This window comes from Hippea maritima DSM 10411, assembly GCF_000194135.1.
GTDB classification, from domain to species: domain Bacteria; phylum Campylobacterota_A; class Desulfurellia; order Desulfurellales; family Hippeaceae; genus Hippea; species Hippea maritima.
Genome location: NC_015318.1, coordinates 1,027,309 through 1,046,477, shown reverse-complemented (window position 1 = coordinate 1,046,477; position 19,169 = coordinate 1,027,309). Strand labels below are relative to the sequence as shown.

The following is a 19,169-nucleotide window of genomic DNA, read 5'->3' as shown; positions in this document are numbered from 1 at the left end:
TAGTTAAATTCTTTTTAAAATGTGCACAGTTAATAAGATAATTGTTAAGGAGGTCTATGCAATGGAATTTAAAAAGATTACAAAAAAAGATTGGGAAGAATTGGCTAAAAAGGAACTAAAAGGAAAAAATGTGTCTGAATTAGTGTGGCATTCGCCTGAGGGAATAGATGTTTATCCACTTTATACGGCTGAAGATATAGAAAAACTTGAGTATTTGGATACTTTTCCTGGTTTTCCTCCTTTCATTAGAGGTCCAAGGGCCACGATGTATACAGTAAGGCCCTGGACTATTAGGCAGTATGCAGGATTTTCTACGGCTGAGGAATCAAATGCATTTTATAAAAAAGCGTTGGCACTCGGTCAGCAAGGTTTATCCGTTGCTTTTGACCTTGCAACCCATAGGGGTTATGACTCAGATCACCCAAGGGTTGTTGGTGATGTGGGAAAGGCAGGCGTTGCAATAGACACTGTTGAGGATATGAAAATATTGTTTGATGGAATACCGCTTGATAAAGTCTCTGTTTCTATGACGATGAACGGTGCTGTAATTCCTGTAATGGCCTTTTATATCGTTGCCGCTGAGGAGCAAGGGGTAAAGCAAGAACAACTTTCAGGGACAATTCAGAATGATATCCTAAAGGAGTTTATGGTTAGAAACACCTATATATATCCTCCACAGCCTTCAATGAGGATAATTGCTGATATAATTGAATATACTAGCAAATACATGCCGAAATTTAATTCAATTAGTATAAGTGGTTATCACATCCAGGAAGCTGGTGCCAATGCTGTTTTGGAGCTTGCTTTTACGCTTGCAGATGGTCTTGAGTATGTAAAAACGGCCCTGGCAAGGGGTTTGGATATAGACTCTTTTGCCCCTAGATTGTCGTTTTTCTTTGGAATTGGTATGAATTTCTTTACAGAAATTGCCAAACTTAGGGCTGCAAGATTTTTATGGGCCAAACTTATGAGTCAATTCAATCCAAAGAATCCTCGCTCAATGGCCTTAAGGACGCATTGTCAAACATCCGGGTGGAGTTTGACGGCTCAGCAGCCGTACAACAATATTATAAGAACAACGATTGAGGCTTTAGCTGCTGTTTTAGGTGGGACACAATCCCTTCATACAAACGCTTTGGACGAGGCAATAGCCTTACCGACAGAGTTTTCTGCGCGTATCGCAAGGAACACGCAGATAATACTTCAAGAAGAGAGTAATATAACAAAAACGGTTGACCCATTAGCGGGTTCATACTTCATAGAGTCTCTAACCCATGCTTTGATTAGAGAGGCATCCAAGATAATTGATGAAATTGAAGAGATGGGTGGTATGACTAAAGCTATAGAGACTGGCATGCCAAAATTAAGGATAGAGGAATCTGCAGCAAAAAGGCAGGCTATGATTGATAAGGGTGAATATGTGATAGTGGGCGTGAATAAATACGTTATACCAGAAGAAGAGGATGAGCCAGTAGAAGTTTTAGATATCGACAATACGGCTGTAAGGAATAAACAGATTGAAAGAATAAAAAAGATAAAGCAAACAAGGGATAACGATAAGGTTCAAAAGGCTTTAGATAAGATAACCAAAGTGGCGCAAGAGGGTGGCAACCTGCTTGAGGCAGCTGTTGAGGCTGCAAGGCTTAGAGCAACTCTTGGTGAGATATCCTATGCTATGGAAAAGGTTTTTGGCAGATATCAGCCAGAGATTAAACTTGTTAGTGGGGCATACGGAAGCTTATTTGAGGATAGCGATGAATTTAAAGAAATTCAAAAAGAAATAGAAGAGTTTGAAAAGCAGGAAGGTAGAAGGCCAAGAGTTCTAATTGTAAAGATGGGTCAAGATGGACATGATAGAGGTGCAAAGGTTGTAGCAACAGGATATGCCGATATGGGATTTGATGTTGATGTTGGACCGATGTTCCAGACGCCTGAGGAAGCTGCTAAGATGGCCGTAGAAAACGATGTGCATGCTATAGGTGCATCAAGCTTAGCAGCGGGACATAATACATTGGTACCTCAGCTTATAGAGGAGCTTAAAAAACTTGAGGCTGATGATGATATAGTCGTAACAGTGGGCGGGGTTATACCTAAAAAGGATTACGATTTCCTCTACTCTAAAGGTGTTGCGGCTGTATTTGGCCCCGGTACGTCCTTATTGAAGTCTGCAAAAGAACTTCTTAGGGCAATAAAGGAAAGAAAGACACCAAGAAGGATTTTAGAGGGCAAATAACAGTGGATTTGAAAAAGCTTAAAGAAGACCTGTTAAACGGCAAAAGAAGAGCGCTCGCTAAGGCTATAACGCTTATTGAAAGCAAAAACGAAAAACATAAAAAATACGCCAAAGAGTTGCTTGAGGGCATACTGCCCTATACGGGCAATTCTATAAGAATTGGCATAAGTGGTGTCCCTGGTGTGGGTAAAAGTACTTTTATAGAGGCTTTTGGACTCTATTTGATAGAGAAGGGTCATAAGGTGGCAGTTTTAGCCGTTGATCCTTCTTCCCAGATAACGGGCGGTTCGGTTTTGGGTGATAAGACAAGGATGGAGGAGCTATCCAGAAGGCAGGAGGCTTTTATCAGACCTTCGCCTTCTGGGGATTCTTTAGGTGGCGTTGCCCGTAGGAGTAGAGAAAGTATATTTCTTTGCGAGGCTGCAGGTTATGATGTGATAATTATTGAGACTGTTGGTGTAGGTCAATCTGAGATAAGTGTCGCCTCTATGGTGGATATGTTTTTGTTGATGCAACTACCCAATGCCGGAGATGAGCTTCAGGGTATAAAGCGTGGCATTATGGAGGTTGCTGATGCTATAATTATAAATAAAGCCGATTCTGATAACCTAAAAGTAGCAGAGCTTGCAAAAAAACAGCTCGAAAATGCATTAAGTATTCTAAAAAAGCAGGATAAAGATTGGCAAACTCCTGTGATTCTTGTTAGTGCCCTGGAAAAGCGGGGGATAGATGTTGTCTTTTCAACTATAGAAAAATATGTTAGAATTAAAAAATTAAACGGCACTTTCTTTGAAAAGAGAAAAAGACAAGCTGTAGATTGGATGTGGTCAGTTGTTATGGAGGGGCTTAAAGCCTTGCTTGATAACAATCAAAAGGTTGCATCTGTAGCTAAGGATATGGAAAAAGCTGTTGTTAATCAGGTGACAACGCCGTCGCTTGCTGCTGAGTATATATTGAATAGATTTAAAGAAACTTTATGTGAAGGGGGTGTTCCGTGGAGAAGTTGAAGTATTTTGTTGTGGTGTTTGTTTTATTTATTTTTATAGGATTTTCTATTTCTTCTTGTACAACAGAGAGTGAAAATGTTGCCTTAGGCACAGCTGTTGGAGCAGGTGTGGGTGCTGCAACCACAAAGAACAGTTGGAAGGGCGCAGTAATAGGTGGAATATTGGGTGCTGTGGCTGGTGAAGCTATGTATCAAATACAGCAAAGGGCAATTAACGAAGCTATGGCCAATCAAAAACCTGTTGTTTATCAAAGACAAACACAAAACGGTGGATGGGAAAGGATTGAAGCCGAGCCGGTTGGCCAACCTGTTGTTAATCCAAATGAACATACAAGTTGCCAAAAGGTTCATGTACGTGAGTATAGAAATGGGAAGATAATAAAGGATACAGTAAAAGAAGTATGTAAGGGGTATAAAGAGACAAACACGTATTAGAGGTGATTTTATGATAAAAAAGGTAGACCATATAGGTGTAGCAGTCAAAAGTTTAGATAAAGCTATCGCCCTTTATCGGGATGTTTTAGGATTTGAGTTGCTCGAGATAGAGGAGGTTGACTCTCAAAAGGTTAGGGTGGCAAAATTCGATATAAATGGTGTACATATAGAGTTTTTAGAGCCTACATCCGAGGAAAGCCCTATCTATAAATATATTGATAAAAAGGGTGAAGGCTTGCACCATATAGCTTACTTTACAGACGATATAGATGGTGAACTTAAGAAACTGAAAGAAGGCGGGATACAGCTTATAAACAACGAGCCTGTAAAAGGTTCTTCCAATACAATGATAGCCTTTGTTCATCCAAAGTCATCTATTGTTCTTACAGAGCTTGTATCCAAGGGGGAGTAGATGGAAAGACCGCTTAAAGTTGTCGTTATAGGTGGTGATGCTGCAGGAATGAGTGCAGCAAGTCAGGTGAAAAGAAGAATAAAGTCAGCAGAGGTTATAGTTGTTGAGAAGGGAAGGGATGTTTCTTATGGTGCTTGCGGTATGCCTTATAATATTGGATACCAGGCTGATATAGATGAACTTGTTGTTTTAACTGCTGATGAATTCAAAACCAAAAGAGGAATAGATGTTAGGCTTTTGAGCGAGGCTGTTGGGGTTGACTTCAATAATAGGAAGGTGAAGGTTAGAAGTCTTGCGAGCGATAGAGAATATGAGCTTGTTTATGATAAACTTTTTATAGGCAGTGGCGCCGAAGCGTTTCTGCCTCCTATAGAAGGAGCAGCTAACGAGGGTGTATTTAAACTTAAGGTGCTCGATGATGCAAGAAGGATAAAAGCGTATATAGAGGATAAAAAACCCAAAAAAGCTGTTTTGATAGGAGCAGGCTTTATAAATTTGGAACTTGCTGAGAATTTAAAAAGGCTTAGCATGGAAGTGGTCATTTTAGAGAAGCTTGATGGCATATTGCTCAACTTTGAGGATGAGTTTTCAGAGGTTGTTAAAGAGGAGTTGTCCAGGAATGGGGTTGAACTCATCACAGGTGTTGATATTGAGAAAATAGATGGCTCTTTGAAGGTTAAGACTAACAAAGGTGAGTTTGAGGCTGATTTTGTCAACATAGCTGCAGGTGTAAAACCCAACACAGATTTTTTGGTCGGCACACCTATTGAATTGGAAAAAGGCGCCATCGTGGTTGATAGGTATTTCAGGACGAATATGGAGAGTGTTTATGCTGGTGGTGATTGCGCCCTGATATACCACAGAATTCTAAACAGGAATGTTTATATGCCGCTTGGCACAAATGCAAACAAGGCAGGTAGGATTGGCGGTGCCAATATGGCAGGGGCTAATGAGGAGTTTGCCGGTATTGTTGGAACTATTTTATTTAGGATTTTTGATAAAGGTGTTGCAAAGACCGGGCTGTCTCTGAGGGAGGCAATTGATAACGGTTTTGATGCCTTTAAAACTATAATAGAAGCACCGACCACAGCGCATGGTTTCCCTCATCAGGGCAAGGTTAAGATATGTCTTGTGGCTGAGAAAGGTTCTGGACGCCTGTTAGGGGGGCAGATTGTTGGAGATAGCGAGGGAGTGTGGAGAATAGATATACTGGCAACTGCTTTATATTCCAATCTTGCAATAAAAGATATTCAAGGGTTAGATTTGGCTTATTCCCCACCGTTTGCCCCTGTTTGGGATCCAATTCTTGTATGCGCAAATCAAGCCATAAAACAGGTGAGAAAATGAAGTATAAGAGCACTCGAGGTGGCGTTAGTGATTTGAATTTTACTGATGCCTTTTTAATGGGTCTTGCTACAGATGGTGGTTTGATAGTTCCTCAGACCATTCCAAATGTTGACTTGGATAATCTAAGAGATTTAGATTATAACAATCTTGCTTTTGAGATATTTAGGCTATTTATTGATGACATTCCATATAATGATTTAAGAACCCTTATTGGTAAGAGCTATTCGACGTTTGATACACAAGAAGTGACACCTGTTGTAAAGAAGAATGGCCTGTTTATACTTGAATTATTCCATGGACCTACATTTGCCTTTAAAGATGTAGCACTACAGTTTCTGGGTAACCTATTTGAGTATGTTTTAAAGAAAAGGAATACCTATGTTAATGTTTTGGGTGCTACAAGTGGAGATACGGGTTCTGCTGCCATATATGGATTAAAGGGCAAAGAAAATATAAACATATTTATACTTCACCCGCATAATAAGGTTAGCAAGGTTCAAGAGCTTCAAATGACCACTGTTGAAGATGTAAATGTATACAATTTAGCCATTGAAGGCACTTTTGACGACTGTCAGGCGATTGTTAAAAGCATATTTAACGATCTTAAGTTTAAAGAAAAATATCATCTGGCTGCTGTAAACTCGATAAATTGGGCTCGAATTTTAGCCCAAATCGTTTACTATTTTTATGCCTACTTTAAAAGCGGCGTAGATAAAGCTTACTTTAGTGTTCCGACAGGTAATTTTGGTGATATATTTGCAGGCTACATGGCAAAAAGAATGGGTTTGCCTATCGAAAAGCTTATTTTGGCCACAAACTCAAACGATATACTCTACAGGTTTGTTAATTACGGCGATTACTCAACCGGTAAGGTGGTAAAAACACTTTCTCCGTCTATGGATATTCAGGTTGCAAGCAACTTTGAGAGATATCTTTATTATCTGTCTGATGAAAATTCAATTAGAGTTAAAGAGCTGATGGATGAGTTCACAAGGACAAAAAAACTTAAATTTGAAGGTGATTTGCTTAAAAAGGTTCAATTAGATTTTGAGTCATACAGGGCCGGTGTTGAGGATACACTCGCAACGATAAAACGGTTTTACGAAGAGACAGGTTATATTGTGGACCCTCATACAGCAGCTGGTGTTTTTGCAGCCATTAAGGCTGGATATCGTGATGTTATATGTTTATCAACCGCTCACCCTGCAAAGTTCCCAGATGCCATTATGGATGCTATAGGTGCCTATCCCGAAAAACCCAGAGCAATTTCTGAGCTTGAAGATAAAAATAAACGCATGTGGGTGCTTGGTAACAGCGTTGATGAGGTTAAGAAATTTATAGAGAAAAAATTGCAAAAGGGTTAAAATTTTGTTGACAAGCAAGACTTAAATGTGTATTATCACTCTCGCAAATTTGAGGTTGCTTAAGTGAGGCGCCTCAAGAGGCGTGGGTCGTTAGCTCAGTCGGTAGAGCAGTAGCCTTTTAAGCTATTGGCCGCAGGTTCGATTCCTGCACGACCCACCATTGTTTTAGAAGTCCCCATCGTCTAGTAGGCCAAGGACACCGCCCTTTCACGGCGGTAACGTGGGTTCAAATCCCGCTGGGGACGCCATTTTAAAAATGGAGGGAGTTTATGACAAAGGCTGAGCTAATAGAAAAGGTAGCAGAAAAAACAGGAGCTACCAAGAGTCAGACGAAGAAGGTTATTGACGCAGCCTTGGAAACCATCATGGACGCTGTGGCAGCTGGGGAGAAGGTTGGTTTTGCGGGATTTGGTACTTTCTATGTAAGCAAAAGATCAGCAAGAATGGGTAGAAACCCAAGAACGGGTGAGAAGCTTCAAATAGAGGCTTTCAACTTGCCAAGTTTTAAATGCGGCAGAATCTTTAAGGAAAAGGTCAACAAGTAGTAGCTTAAGAATAGGGCGCATAGCTCAGCTGGAAGAGCACCTGCCTTACAAGCAGGGGGTCGTAGGTTCAAGTCCTGCTGCGCCCACCATGGAGTTTTCTTGCGGAGCCGTAGTTCAGCTGGTTAGAACGCTGGCCTGTCACGCCAGAGGTCGCGAGTTCAAGTCTCGTCGGCTCCGCCATTTTTATTTTTAATGAATGCTTAAATCAGCTGTTATCTCTGTAGGCAAAGAAATAGTATCAGGTATAACGCAGGATACGAATTCCTATTTTATTTCCTCTTGCTTATCCAGAATAGGTATATATAACCGTTTCGTTTTATCTTGTGATGATAAGGCTCAAGATATAATAGATACGGTAAAATTTTGCCTTAATAAGGTTGATATTGTTATAACAACAGGTGGTCTTGGGCCTACATTTGATGATATAACAATAGAATCTGTAGCTACAGCTTTAGGCAAAGGACTGTATCTGGATTCGGAGGCGTTGAAGTTTATACATGATTTTTATACCAAACTTTACCAAGAAGGCAAGATTGAAACAGGTGGCATAAATGAAAAAAGAATGAAGATGGCTTATTTAATAGAAGGTTGTAAACCACTGAAAAACAGTATAGGGGCTGCCTGGGGGGTCTATGTTAAACAAGATAAAAAACATCTATTTTGCCTACCCGGCATTCCGAAAGAGATGAAGCCTATGTTTGAAAAAGAGGTTTTGCCTGTTTTGAGGAAACTTAGTAATTCTACTATGATTGTTAAGAATTATGATGTTCCTATAAATGATGAGAGTGTTTTGGGTGAAGCCATAGATAAGGTTATGAAAAAATACCCCGTTTATATAAAATCCTTACCTATTGGTTTTGAATCCTCTATAATGAGTGTTAGATTTACAGCATACGCACAGACAGAAGATGAGGCAAAAAAAAGAATAGAAGAGGCTAAAAAAGAGCTTGTAAACCTTCTAAACAATCTCTGATATATTAATCTTCCATTTGTTTTATAAAGTTATCCTTTATTATCTATAACCTTAACAAATATTGTTGATAAATGGGTTTTAGTTTTGTATAGTTTCCGTAACTATTTGGTGGTAAGAAGGAGAGTGTTATGACCCAGATAGAGGCTGCAAGAAAAGGCATTGTGACTAAAGAAATGGAAGAAGTGGCCAAGGCGGAGAGTAGGCCTGTTGAATTCATAATGGAGGGTTTAAAAAAAGGAACGATAGTAATACCAAAAAACAAAAATCATAACATAAAAGCAGTTGGTATAGGTGAGGGGTTAAGAACCAAGGTTAATGCTAATATAGGTACATCATCCGATATTGTTCAACTGGAGAATGAGCTTAAAAAGCTTGATGCGGCTGTAGAGGCAAAGGCCGATTCAGTAATGGATTTATCAACAGGCGGTGATTTGGATTATATAAGGAGAGAGATCTTAAAACGCTCCCCTATTGTAGTGGGTAATGTTCCTATATATCAAACGGCTGTTGAGATTGCTCAGCAAAAGGGGTCAATAGTATATATGACAGAAGATGATATATTCGAGACAATAGAAAAACAGGCAGAAGACGGTATAGATTACATGACGTTGCATTGTGGCGTTACGCTTGAAAGCTTAGAAAGGCTCATAAGACAAGGCAGAGTAGAGGATATTGTTTCAAGGGGTGGTTCGTTTTTGAGTGTATGGATGCTTCACAATAAAAAGCAAAATCCGTTATTTGAACATTTTGATAGGGTGTTGGAGATAGCAAGGGAATATGACGTTACGCTCTCTTTGGGCGATGGTTTTAGGCCTGGTGCTATTGTTGATGCAACCGACAGAGCTCAAATCCATGAGCTTATACTGCTTGGCGAATTACACAAGAAGGCTTTAGAGGCAGGCGTTCAGTCAATGATAGAGGGACCAGGACATGTTCCTATTGATGAGGTTATCACAAATGCAAAAATAGAAAAGAGTTTGTGTGATGGGGCTCCTTTTTATGTTTTAGGACCTGTGGTTACTGACATTGCTCCGGGTTATGACCACATAACAAGTGCTATAGGTGGCGCATTAATGGCTGCATATGGTGCGGATTTTCTCTGTTATGTAACGAAGGCTGAGCATGTTAGACTTCCAACACCTGAAGATGTTAGGGAAGGGGTTATTGTTACACGTATAGCCGCTCATGCTGCTGATATTGCCAAAAAGATCCCTAACGCTTTGGAGTGGGATTTACAGATGAGTAAGGCTAGGAAATCTCTTAACTGGGATAAGATGATAGAACTTTCTATTGATCCAGAGTACACAAGGAAACAGAGACAATCATCACTGCCAGATGAAGATGATGTTTGTACGATGTGCGGGAAATTCTGTGCAATAAAACTTCTAAACAAAGCATTAAGGAATCAGAGATGAATAGTATAATATTAGATGAGTTGTACAAGAATTTAGGTAAATACATAACCAGCGATAAGATGTGTAAAAAACTGGGCATTAGTAGAATAGCTATTTGGAATAGAATAAAAAACCTACAGAAATTAGGCTACAAGATCGAAGGTAAACGCAGTGTCGGCTATATCTTAAAGGAAGAGGCTAAAGATATCTTGATTCCATACGAAATACGAAGAAGGCTTAATACAGAGATATTTGGTAGGCGTATTGAGTATTTTAGGCTTACATCATCTACTATGGATGAAGCTGAATATTTGATAGAAAAGGATGAAAATGTAGATGGTGCCATAGTAATTGCAGAAGAGCAAACCTCTGGCAGAGGTAGACAAAAGAGGAAATGGCTTTCGCCGCAGGGTGAAAATGTTTATGTGTCTTTGATATTTAAACCAAAGGGTATGAATGTATCTGATTCTATAGCTCTGATGTTTGCCATTTCGATTGCAATCAAAGAAGCATTGAGTGACTTTGGGGTTGAGGATGCAAAAATAAAATGGCCAAACGATGTAATGGTTAATGATAAAAAGATAGCTGGCGTTTTGGTTGAAACTAAGAGTGAATCTGGAATTTTAAGTCACGCCATAATAGGTTTTGGCATAAATGTAAATATGGAGCATATGCCAGATGAATTAAAAGATAAAGCAACAAGCATTAAAATAGAAACAGGTATACATGTTGACAGGGCAACGCTTCTTTCGAATATACTTTTTTATTTTGAGAATTTAATAAAGATGTTGGATAGAGATGGGAAAAAGGCCATTTTTGATCTTTGGAGAAAATATAATAATACGTTAGGCAGGAAAGTTGAAGTTTTAAGTGACAAAGAAAACTTCAGTGGGTTCGCTAAAGACATAGATGAAAATGGCTTTTTGCTTGTTGATATAGGGGGCAATATAAAAAAAGTTATAACAGCTGAAAGTGTGAGGTTTGTTGAATGAGTCAAAGAAGAGAATCGGATAAGCTTTCTGCTATAATAAAAGAGGCTCTATATAGGGCTACAAAAAGAAATATGGTTTTGACGCCGTTTAACTACTACAAGGTTTTTACGGAAGTAGCTTTAGAGTATGGTCTTGATGAATCTGAAGTTCATAAAATGCTTTATGGAATGGCTGATGTTTCTGCCTCAGAACTTGAGGATTTAAAGAAAAGAGTGCTTGAGATTTCAACTAACGTAAAAGATGTTACGGTAAATATGGAGAGAACACTTCAAGAGAGTGAAGCTACCTATGATATGACTGTAAAGAATATAGATGAGTATAGGAGTAAGGTTGATAATAGTATAGCTTCAGAGCTTGAAAAAATAAAATATATAAATTCATCTTTAAAAGCAGAGCTTGAGGCTGCAAGGAATGTACTTGAAAAACAGAGAAAAGCCATAGAGAATATAAAGGATCTTTCTCTCAAAGATCATTTAACAGGCCTATACTTGAGAAAATATATGAATGAAGTTTTGGATTCAGCACTGTATAACTTCAATAGATACTCTAAGGTATTTAGCATTATAATGTTAGATTTAGATGATTTTAAAAAGATAAATGATACATATGGCCATTTGGCTGGAGATGAGGTTTTGAAAGTTGTAGGATCAGTTTTGAAAAGGATTACACGAAGAAGCGATATACCTATTAGGTATGGCGGTGATGAATTCATCGTTATATTGCCTGAAACTAAACTCGAAGATGCCATGATAGTTGCAAAAAAGATAAAAGATAAGATAGCATCTATAACTTTTAAAAAAGATAAAATAGAGTTTAAGTGTACAGCTTCTATAGGTATAACCCAGGTAAGAGAAGGAGATACGGTAGAGTCCCTGCTTGAGAGGGTGGATAAGGCATTGTATCAGACAAAAAACAGTCAAAAAGGCGAAATAAGTGTTGTGGAGTGATGTTTATGTTTGTTGAGGAATACATAACAAAGCTAAAACCATACGAGGGTGGAAAACCAATAGAGGAACTGAGAAGGGAGTTGGGTATTAAGGGTGAGATAATAAAGCTTGCCTCGAACGAAAACCCACTTGGCCCATCAAAGAAGGCCATAAAAGCCATAAAAAAAATAGCCGAAAGTGTCAATCTTTATCCTGATGGTGATTGCTATTATCTAAAGGAGAAATTGTCAAATAAACTTGGTGTATCGAGAGACAACCTTGTATTTGGTAATGGTTCAGATGAACTGCTTGAGCTTATTTTTAGAACATTTGCGACAAAAAATGGGGATGAAATCCTGTATTGCTATCCTTCGTTTGTTGAGTATAAAATCATAGGCAGCTCTTTTAACAAAAAATTAGTTGAGGTGCCGCTTAAGGGGTTCTCATACGATATAGATGAATTAATCAAGGCAATAAATAGCAATACGCGCATTATATTCCTTAACACACCCAATAACCCTACAGGTACGATTATAAAAAGGAGCGATATAGAGAGGGTTATAGAGGCTACAGATAGCAATAAGACGCTTGTTGTTATAGATGAGGCGTATTATGAATACGCCATTGCTGAGGATGATTATGAGGAGCTGCTTGATCTTTATAAAAAAGGCAATGTTGTTATATTGAGAACATTTTCCAAGGCTTACGGTCTTGCGGGATTGAGAATTGGTTATGGAATTGCAGGTGAGGAGATAATAGATTATCTAAACAGGGTGCGCCCGCCTTTTAATGTTAATTTAGTTGCCCAGCATGCTGCTTTGGCTGCATTGGATGATGAGGAGCATATAAGAAGGAGTGTTGAGGTTAACAGGGCTGGCAAGGAATACCTATACCGTGAATTTGATAATATGGGCATAACATATATAAAAACCTATGCAAATTTCATTCTGTTTGATGCAAAGAAGGACGCTAACTATGTGTATGGGGAACTACTAAAAAGGGGCGTCATAGTACGCTCAATGGCGGGTTATGGGTATAAAAGTATGCTTAGAGTAACAATAGGGACACCTAGAGAAAATGAGATATTCATAAAAAATCTAAGAGAAGTGTTGGATGTTTGATGCTATAGGAATAGTAGGCGTTGGTTTAATTGGTGGAAGTATTGCCTTAGATGCAAAGTCATTGGGTTTAACTAAAAAGATTTTAGGTTTTGATAAAGATGAGGGTGTTTTAGATAGAGCATTACAACTTGGCGTGATTGACAAGAAAGGTGATGGGTTTGATGTTGGGGAGTGTGATTTAGTAATTGTTGCAACCCCTGTAAGAAGTATTCCGAGCGTTTTGAGGGATGTTTTTGGTAAAGCAAAAGATGGATCTATTGTAATAGATGTTGGCAGTGTCAAAAAACCTATTGTAGATAGTGTTACAGAATTTTTAGAAGAAAATGTGTATTATGTGCCTGTTCATCCTATAGCTGGCATTGAGAGATTTGGTATTAATGCGGCAACTAATGGCTTGTTTAGAAACGCCTATTGCATTATAACCCCGTTTAATGGGATGAATAAAGAAAAAGCAAATATAGTAGGTGAATTTTTAGAAAAACTCGGCATGAAACTTATATTCATGGAGCCTAAGCTACATGATGAAGTGTTTGGTTTTGTTAGTCATTTACCCCATGCTATAGCATACACACTTGTTGGTTTGGCTGCAAAAAAGAATGAAAACTACAGGTTTATAGGTGGTGGTTTTAGAGATTATACACGTGTCGCATCATCGTCTGAGAAAATGTGGAGTGATATATTTTTTATGAATAAGGTCAACTTAATAGCTTCTATAGAGGATTTTATAGGTGAACTTTTTAAGTTGAAAAATAAAATTGAAAAAAACGACTATGACGGTGTAATTGAGTATTTGAAAATGGCCCGTTTATTTAGGGAGAGCTTGGATGGGTAGGTTTGTGATAACCATAGATGGGCCGGCTGGAAGCGGTAAGAGCTCTATAGCCGAACTTTTAAGTAAAAGGGATGGTTTTGTTCATATAAACAGCGGCGCATTTTACAGAAGCATTGCCTTTATCTTAGGTGATAAACCTACAGATGAGGAACTTAAAAAACTCAAGCTTGATGTTAGGATTAAAGATGGAAAGATGATTGTGTTTTATAATGGTGAGAGAATAGATGATAAATTACAGGCAGAAAGCATAGGAAGGATAGCTTCCAAGATTGCAAAACTTAGTTTTGTTAGGGATTTTGTTAATTCGACGATAAGAAAAGTCGCAATGAATGGCATGTTTGTGGTGGATGGCAGGGATTGCGGCAGTGTTATGTTTAAAGATGCTGATCTTAAGATATATCTGACTGCCTCTGCTGAGGAGAGGGCAAGAAGAAGGGCTGCACAAACAAATGAAGATTATGATTTTGTTCTGAAGGAGATAAAAGACAGGGATGAGCAGGATAAAAATAGAGAGATTGCCCCACTTGTGAAGCCTTATGGTGCCTTTGAGATAGATTCAACTAAACTTGATATAGAAGGGGTTTATAAAAGGATAAAGTCTTTAATGGGGAAGAGTGATGAAGATAGAAATAGCTGAAAATGCAGGTTTTTGTTATGGTGTTATGAGAGCTATAGAGATAGCCAATAGAGCATTAAAAGAGTATAAAAGCTTGTATTCCTTTGGACCTATAATCCATAATCCTCAAGTGGTGGAAGAGTATGAAAAAAAGGGGTTAAAAGTGATTGAGACTTTGGATGAGGCGGATGGTCCTGTGCTTATCAGATCTCATGGGGTTCCACCGAAGGTCTATGAAGATATAGAAAAAAGAGGGTTAAAGGTCATAGATGCTACCTGTCCTTTTGTTAAAGAGGCTCAGCGTTATGCAAAGCAACTGTATGATGAGGGCTATAAGGTTGTTATATTTGGTGATAATGAACACCCTGAGGTCAAAGCACATTTGGGGTATACAAATTATACAGCTTCAGTGATAAACTCGCCTAAAACTGCAGCTTCAATTAAAGCATCAAGGGTTGGCGTTGTCTGTCAAACTACTCAATCTGTAGAAAGATTTGGTTTAACCATAGGGGAACTTGCAAAAAGGATTAGAGAACTCAAGGTATTTAATACCATATGTGATGCAACTGAAAAAAGACAAGAAGCTGCCAAAGAGCTTGCTAAACGCTCAGATATAATGATAGTTATAGGTGGTAAAAACTCAGCAAATACAAGAAAGTTGTATGAAATATGCAAAGAGAATTCAAGAAATGCATATCATATTGAAACAGAGATAGAGTTAGAGAAAAATTGGTTTGATGGGATTGAGAATATCGGCATAACAGCCGGAGCTTCAACGCCGTCTTACATCATAGAAAGGGTTTATAAAGCCATAAGGGATATTGTAAATGGATGAGTGGATAGATATATTTAGATTTATAGGTAGGCAGGTTTTTGAGCAGATAAAGGGTGTGGTTGGAACATCCAAGGCCAGAAAGAAGCTTGGAATAGGGGAATTTGGCGATAATACGGTTTTTATAGATAAACTCGCAGAGGATATAGTAATAGATGCTCTATGTAATACCAAAAGGAGCTGCTCCATCTTAACTGAGGAGAAGGGGTGGGTTAAATTGGGAGAGAAATTCCCTTTAATAATAGTTGATCCTATTGATGGCAGTCTCAATGCAAAAAGAGGTATTCCTTATTATGCTTTATCTATAGGTCTTGCTGATGGTCCTTCTGTGGGCAATCTTGCGTGTGGCTATGTAATGAATTTATCAAATGGCGATGAATTTTGGGCTTTGAAGGGTAAAGGGGCTTTTTTTAATGGTAATAGGATTAAAAACTATACCAAAGAGGCCAATGTTGTTGCTGTTGAGGGCATAAAAAGGCAGAGTGATGGGGATGAGGTTTTGGGTATAGCACGCTCTTTTTACAGGGTCAGGCAAAACGGCTCTACAGCGCTGGATATGTGTTATACGGCAACAGGCGGCTTTGATGCGTTTTTACATTTAGATGATGCAAGGGTTATTGATTATGCAGCTGGTAAGGTTATATTAGAAGAGGCGGGTGGCGGCTTATTTGAGTGGTTGGAGGATAAGCCGTTCGAATGTGAAATATCAACTGACAAGACCCGTAGGTTTATTGGTGTGGGAAATGTAAAGGTTTTGGGTATTATAAATGAGAGGCTTAAGTAGATGAAAAAGACCATTTTAGCTATTTTTCTTTTTCTTTTTATTGGTTTTAATGCTTTTGCCCGTTTAAATGTCTCAAGTAGTATTTTTATCGTTTCTTCGTTGATTAAACAAATAGGGGGTGATAGGGTCAATGTTTCTTATGTTATTCCATCTTCGTCCAATCCGCATGTTTTTTCTCCGAAACCAAAAGAGTTGATAAATTTTGAAAAGGCCGATTTGTTTGTTGGTGTAGGTTTTGGATTTGAGAGTTGGTATGATAGAGTGGCTTTTTTAAGGGATAACAAGAGGAATATTTTCCTCAGTGATATATATAAGAGCCCCCTGAATGCAAAAAGAATAGGCAACAAAATCATAGCCAATCCACATATATGGTTGGATGTGAATTTTATGAAAGAACTCGGCATACCCTATATAGTTCAGAATATGTGTAATCTGGATGAGAAAAATTGTGGATTTTATAGGGCTAATGCGCGCTCTTTAGAGGAGTCATTGAGTGGTTTTAGTAGGGGATTTAGTAGATTTAAAAATATCTGTATTGTTGATGTAAAACCCGCTTTTGAATATTTATTAAAGAGTTTAGGTTTAAAGAGTTGTAGTGTTGTAATAGAAAAGGGTAATCAAAGTCCCACTGTGGGGGATTTAAAGAGGGTATTTAAGCATTGTAGGTGTAAAAAGGGAGTAGTTATATATGTTTCTGACAAGCATTTAGCAGAGGTGTTGGCCAAAAGACTTAACTATAAACCTGTGTGTTTAAATCCGCTTGGGTCGCCAGATGATGATAAAACTAATTCTTATGTTAAGCTTTTATCTTACGATATAGGACTTCTGAGGGAATCTCTTATTAGATGATAATCGCTAAAAACTTAACTGTAAAAATAGGCAACAAAATTATATTGGATGGTGTTAGTTTTGAGGTAAAAAAGGGCGAGTTTGTTGCAATAATAGGTCCTAATGGTGCAGGTAAAACAACTCTCATTAAGACATTATTGGGTCTTATAAGGCCAACCCGAGGAGATGTAAAAATAAGTGGATTATTACCTGATGAATACATAAAATTAAAAAATGGAATAGGATATTTGCCTCAGAAAGCTATAGTAAATTGGAGCATGCCATTACGGGTATTGGATGTTGTTTTAATAGAGAGACTTAAGCCTTTTGGTTTATTTAGGGGTTACACAAAGAAGGATATAGAAGCTGCAATGCATTGGCTTAGCAGGTTTGGAGTTGAGGATAAGGCCTTCTCCTATATAAGGGATTTATCTGGAGGGCAACAGCAAAGGGTTTCCCTTGCAAGGTGCATGATAAACTCCCCAGAGATTTTAGTCTTAGATGAGCCGAATACGGCCATAGATGCTGTTTATAATTCAATGATATACGAAATTCTAAGGGATCTAAGCTCGCAAAACAATATAACTATTATCATGGTAACGCACGATATAGGTGCTGTTAGTGCCTACGTTGATGAAGTAATGTGTCTCAATGTTAAACTTCACTGCCACGGTAAACCATCAACAATAGATTATTCTCACATGTTAAAAACGGTCTATGGTGATGGAATGAATATTATGCTTCATTCTGAGGCGTGTAAAAATTGCAAATGGGGTGGTAATGGTTGAAGGATTGCTTTTTAGGGCTGCCATAGTTGGAGTTTTGCTTGCTATACCTTTGTCTATAATGTCTTACTTTGTAGTTATGAGAAAGATGACATTTGCCGGTGTTGGTATAGCTCATTCTGCCTTTGGAGGCGTGGCTTTAAATTTTTTGTTAGGTTTTAGCAGTTTTCTTTTTCCTGTTGTTTTTTGTCTTTTGGCTTCTCTGTTTATAGGTTTTATGTATAGAAAGGGAGGTTTTAGTGAGGATAGTATTATAGATGTAATATTTGTGTTTTCAATGGCATTTGGTGTGTTTATTTTAAGCTTGTCTGAGGGATATTCTGCAAATATTTTAGGTATTTTATTTGGGGATATTTTATCAGTAGGAAGGGGTGATGTTTTTGCGGCATTAGGTGTATTTTTTGTGGGTGTTGTATTTGTATCATTTTTTTTCTCGCATTTACATCTGGCTACTTATAATGAAGAGCTTGCAAAGATTAGAGGTATAAATACAGATTTTTTGTACTATGCTTTTTGGGCAGTTTTGTCTTTGACTGTTGTTTTCTCTATAAAACTTATAGGAATAATTTTGGTTAATGCATTTTTGGTTTTGCCTACGCTTGTCGGTCTAAATTTATCAAGAAATTATAGAGGCATAATAGCCACCGCAGTTATTTCTTCTATTATCAGCATAGCAGGGGGCGTTTTTGTTTCTTATGTTTTTAACGCCCCCACAGGTGCCACTATAGTTTTAGTTTATGTTTTGCTGTGGCTGTTAAGTTTTTTTGTAAAATTACTGAGGAGTTAGCACTTCATTTCTATGTATTTCTGGGCACAGGATGCGGCTATTGCTCCATCTGATGCGGCCGTTAGAACCTGTCTTAGTGGTGTTACCCTTATATCACCAGCCGCAAATATACCGGGAATATTTGTTTCCATTCTTTCGTTTGTGATTATATAACCCTCTTCATCAAGTTTTATTATATCGGATACAAATTCAGTATTTGGTGTTAATCCTACATATATAAAAACACCATCAACCTCTACTCTTGAAAGCTCCCCTGTTTTTACGTTTTCTATCAATATCCCATTTACAAATTTATCGCCTTGAATCTCTTTTACAACATGATTAAAAATGAACTCTATTTTTTTATTTTCAAATGCTCTATCTTGGAGTATTTTAACAGCTCTGAGCTGATCCCTTCTGTGAATTATGTAAACCTTGGATGCAAGATTTGCTAAATATAAGGCTTCCTCTAAAGCTGAGTCACCGCCACCTATGACTGCTACGGGTTTTCCTCTGAAAAATGCACCATCGCATGTTGCGCAATAGGATACGCCTCTTCCTGTAAATTTCTTCTCACCTGGGCAATTGAGTTTATTTGGTGAGGCACCAGCAGCTATTATTATTGTCTTTGTAGTAAGCTTTGTGTCGTTTGATAATGTTACGCATTTGGTTTTACCTTCATCTTCTATACTTTTCACGCCATCGTAATTCATCTCTACGCCGAATCTCTCAGCTTGTTTTATGAAGTTATCCATTAACTCCATGCCGCTAATGCCTTTGGGAAAACCTGGGTAGTTTTCTACCTCGTAAGACATAACGATTTGGCCGCCAAAGACCTTCTCTTCGCAGATAATGGTTTTTAGGCCGCCTCTTGCAGCATAAATACCTGCAGCTAATCCAGCCGGACCTCCACCGATTATGACAACGTCGTACATTTATTCCTCCAATTCTGGTTGTTTATATTATATAAAGAAAAAT

Annotated in this window: 20 protein-coding genes and 4 tRNA genes; 23 read left to right on the top strand and 1 reads right to left on the bottom strand. The window is 38.2% G+C overall.

The annotated features are described in order from the left end of the window. The first annotated feature begins 61 nt into the window (after positions 1 to 61). The 23 genes from scpA to HIPMA_RS05345 all read left to right on the top strand — a co-directional run bounded on the left by scpA (position 62) and on the right by HIPMA_RS05345 (position 18,212). Positions 62 to 2,233, top strand: a complete 2,172-nt coding sequence (scpA, locus tag HIPMA_RS05455) for a methylmalonyl-CoA mutase (protein ID WP_013682061.1) — start codon at positions 62 to 64, stop codon at positions 2,231 to 2,233. Between the two features lie 2 nt (positions 2,234 to 2,235). Further along, on the top strand, positions 2,236 to 3,240 hold the full coding sequence (meaB, locus tag HIPMA_RS05450) for a methylmalonyl Co-A mutase-associated GTPase MeaB (protein WP_013682060.1): 1,005 nt from the start codon (positions 2,236 to 2,238) through the stop codon (positions 3,238 to 3,240). Next, on the top strand, positions 3,228 to 3,674 hold the full coding sequence (locus tag HIPMA_RS05445) for a glycine zipper family protein (protein ID WP_013682059.1): 447 nt from the start codon (positions 3,228 to 3,230) through the stop codon (positions 3,672 to 3,674). Before meaB ends, HIPMA_RS05445 begins: the two co-directional genes overlap by 13 nt. 10 nt (positions 3,675 to 3,684) lie before the next feature. Next, on the top strand, positions 3,685 to 4,086 hold the full coding sequence (gene mce / locus HIPMA_RS05440; protein WP_013682058.1) for a methylmalonyl-CoA epimerase: 402 nt from the start codon (positions 3,685 to 3,687) through the stop codon (positions 4,084 to 4,086). Next, positions 4,087 to 5,433 (top strand): FAD-dependent oxidoreductase, encoded by a 1,347-nt coding sequence (locus HIPMA_RS05435; protein WP_013682057.1) that lies wholly within the window; start codon positions 4,087 to 4,089, stop codon positions 5,431 to 5,433. Continuing rightward, a complete protein-coding gene (gene thrC, locus HIPMA_RS05430) occupies positions 5,430 to 6,797 on the top strand; it encodes a threonine synthase (RefSeq protein WP_013682056.1) in 1,368 nt (455 codons plus the stop codon). Before HIPMA_RS05435 ends, thrC begins: the two co-directional genes overlap by 4 nt. 84 nt (positions 6,798 to 6,881) lie before the next feature. Beyond that, positions 6,882 to 6,957: transfer RNA gene (locus HIPMA_RS05425), tRNA-Lys, on the top strand. An 11-nt stretch (positions 6,958 to 6,968) separates the two neighbouring features. Next, positions 6,969 to 7,045, top strand: a tRNA-Glu gene (locus tag HIPMA_RS05420). Positions 7,046 to 7,066: 21 nt separating this feature from the next. Then, entirely contained in the window at positions 7,067 to 7,342 is a 276-nt protein-coding gene (locus HIPMA_RS05415) for an HU family DNA-binding protein (RefSeq protein WP_013682055.1), read from the top strand. A 13-nt stretch (positions 7,343 to 7,355) separates the two neighbouring features. Next, positions 7,356 to 7,431: transfer RNA gene (locus HIPMA_RS05410), tRNA-Val, on the top strand. Between the two features lie 14 nt (positions 7,432 to 7,445). Continuing rightward, positions 7,446 to 7,522, top strand: a tRNA-Asp gene (locus tag HIPMA_RS05405). Between the two features lie 16 nt (positions 7,523 to 7,538). Continuing rightward, entirely contained in the window at positions 7,539 to 8,315 is a 777-nt protein-coding gene (locus tag HIPMA_RS05400; protein ID WP_013682054.1) for a competence/damage-inducible protein A, read from the top strand. 128 nt (positions 8,316 to 8,443) lie between these two features. Beyond that, positions 8,444 to 9,730: a phosphomethylpyrimidine synthase ThiC gene (gene thiC, locus HIPMA_RS05395; protein ID WP_013682053.1), complete on the top strand. Its 1,287-nt coding sequence runs from the start codon at positions 8,444 to 8,446 to the stop codon at positions 9,728 to 9,730. After that, a complete protein-coding gene (locus HIPMA_RS05390; protein ID WP_013682052.1) occupies positions 9,727 to 10,701 on the top strand; it encodes a biotin--[acetyl-CoA-carboxylase] ligase in 975 nt (324 codons plus the stop codon). The genes thiC and HIPMA_RS05390 overlap by 4 nt, the downstream gene beginning before the upstream one ends. Beyond that, entirely contained in the window at positions 10,698 to 11,648 is a 951-nt protein-coding gene (locus HIPMA_RS09175) for a diguanylate cyclase (RefSeq protein WP_013682051.1), read from the top strand. The genes HIPMA_RS05390 and HIPMA_RS09175 overlap by 4 nt, the downstream gene beginning before the upstream one ends. 5 nt (positions 11,649 to 11,653) lie before the next feature. Next, positions 11,654 to 12,748: a histidinol-phosphate transaminase gene (hisC, locus tag HIPMA_RS05380; RefSeq protein ID WP_013682050.1), complete on the top strand. Its 1,095-nt coding sequence runs from the start codon at positions 11,654 to 11,656 to the stop codon at positions 12,746 to 12,748. Then, a complete protein-coding gene (locus tag HIPMA_RS05375) occupies positions 12,741 to 13,580 on the top strand; it encodes a prephenate dehydrogenase (RefSeq protein WP_013682049.1) in 840 nt (279 codons plus the stop codon). The genes hisC and HIPMA_RS05375 overlap by 8 nt, the downstream gene beginning before the upstream one ends. After that, on the top strand, positions 13,573 to 14,217 hold the full coding sequence (gene cmk / locus HIPMA_RS05370) for a (d)CMP kinase (protein ID WP_013682048.1): 645 nt from the start codon (positions 13,573 to 13,575) through the stop codon (positions 14,215 to 14,217). The genes HIPMA_RS05375 and cmk overlap by 8 nt, the downstream gene beginning before the upstream one ends. Continuing rightward, on the top strand, positions 14,198 to 15,031 hold the full coding sequence (locus HIPMA_RS05365) for a 4-hydroxy-3-methylbut-2-enyl diphosphate reductase (RefSeq protein WP_013682047.1): 834 nt from the start codon (positions 14,198 to 14,200) through the stop codon (positions 15,029 to 15,031). Before cmk ends, HIPMA_RS05365 begins: the two co-directional genes overlap by 20 nt. After that, positions 15,024 to 15,812 (top strand): inositol monophosphatase family protein, encoded by a 789-nt coding sequence (locus HIPMA_RS05360; protein WP_013682046.1) that lies wholly within the window; start codon positions 15,024 to 15,026, stop codon positions 15,810 to 15,812. Before HIPMA_RS05365 ends, HIPMA_RS05360 begins: the two co-directional genes overlap by 8 nt. After that, positions 15,813 to 16,661 (top strand): metal ABC transporter substrate-binding protein, encoded by an 849-nt coding sequence (locus HIPMA_RS05355; protein ID WP_013682045.1) that lies wholly within the window; start codon positions 15,813 to 15,815, stop codon positions 16,659 to 16,661. Next, positions 16,658 to 17,428, top strand: coding sequence for a metal ABC transporter ATP-binding protein (locus tag HIPMA_RS05350; RefSeq protein WP_013682044.1), 771 nt, complete (start codon positions 16,658 to 16,660; stop codon positions 17,426 to 17,428). The genes HIPMA_RS05355 and HIPMA_RS05350 overlap by 4 nt, the downstream gene beginning before the upstream one ends. Then, positions 17,421 to 18,212 (top strand): metal ABC transporter permease, encoded by a 792-nt coding sequence (locus HIPMA_RS05345; protein ID WP_013682043.1) that lies wholly within the window; start codon positions 17,421 to 17,423, stop codon positions 18,210 to 18,212. The genes HIPMA_RS05350 and HIPMA_RS05345 overlap by 8 nt, the downstream gene beginning before the upstream one ends. Here HIPMA_RS05345 and trxB read toward each other — a convergent pair. Further along, entirely contained in the window at positions 18,209 to 19,126 is a 918-nt protein-coding gene (gene trxB, locus HIPMA_RS05340; RefSeq protein ID WP_013682042.1) for a thioredoxin-disulfide reductase, read from the bottom strand. The two genes, HIPMA_RS05345 and trxB, sit on opposite strands and share 4 nt — an antisense overlap. Positions 19,127 to 19,169 lie beyond the last annotated feature (43 nt).

Coding starts and splice junctions, on each gene's coding strand:
- scpA (WP_013682061.1), top strand. CDS start 62: ATGGAATTTAAAAAGATTACAAAAAAAGATTGGGAAGAATTGGCTAAA.
- mce (WP_013682058.1), top strand. CDS start 3,685: ATGATAAAAAAGGTAGACCATATAGGTGTAGCAGTCAAAAGTTTAGAT.
- HIPMA_RS05435 (WP_013682057.1), top strand. CDS start 4,087: ATGGAAAGACCGCTTAAAGTTGTCGTTATAGGTGGTGATGCTGCAGGA.
- thrC (WP_013682056.1), top strand. CDS start 5,430: ATGAAGTATAAGAGCACTCGAGGTGGCGTTAGTGATTTGAATTTTACT.
- HIPMA_RS05415 (WP_013682055.1), top strand. CDS start 7,067: ATGACAAAGGCTGAGCTAATAGAAAAGGTAGCAGAAAAAACAGGAGCT.
- HIPMA_RS05400 (WP_013682054.1), top strand. CDS start 7,539: ATGCTTAAATCAGCTGTTATCTCTGTAGGCAAAGAAATAGTATCAGGT.
- thiC (WP_013682053.1), top strand. CDS start 8,444: ATGACCCAGATAGAGGCTGCAAGAAAAGGCATTGTGACTAAAGAAATG.
- HIPMA_RS05390 (WP_013682052.1), top strand. CDS start 9,727: ATGAATAGTATAATATTAGATGAGTTGTACAAGAATTTAGGTAAATAC.
- HIPMA_RS09175 (WP_013682051.1), top strand. CDS start 10,698: ATGAGTCAAAGAAGAGAATCGGATAAGCTTTCTGCTATAATAAAAGAG.
- hisC (WP_013682050.1), top strand. CDS start 11,654: ATGTTTGTTGAGGAATACATAACAAAGCTAAAACCATACGAGGGTGGA.
- HIPMA_RS05375 (WP_013682049.1), top strand. CDS start 12,741: ATGTTTGATGCTATAGGAATAGTAGGCGTTGGTTTAATTGGTGGAAGT.
- cmk (WP_013682048.1), top strand. CDS start 13,573: ATGGGTAGGTTTGTGATAACCATAGATGGGCCGGCTGGAAGCGGTAAG.
- HIPMA_RS05365 (WP_013682047.1), top strand. CDS start 14,198: ATGAAGATAGAAATAGCTGAAAATGCAGGTTTTTGTTATGGTGTTATG.
- HIPMA_RS05360 (WP_013682046.1), top strand. CDS start 15,024: ATGGATGAGTGGATAGATATATTTAGATTTATAGGTAGGCAGGTTTTT.
- HIPMA_RS05355 (WP_013682045.1), top strand. CDS start 15,813: ATGAAAAAGACCATTTTAGCTATTTTTCTTTTTCTTTTTATTGGTTTT.
- HIPMA_RS05350 (WP_013682044.1), top strand. CDS start 16,658: ATGATAATCGCTAAAAACTTAACTGTAAAAATAGGCAACAAAATTATA.
- HIPMA_RS05345 (WP_013682043.1), top strand. CDS start 17,421: ATGGTTGAAGGATTGCTTTTTAGGGCTGCCATAGTTGGAGTTTTGCTT.
- trxB (WP_013682042.1), bottom strand. CDS start 19,126: ATGTACGACGTTGTCATAATCGGTGGAGGTCCGGCTGGATTAGCTGCA.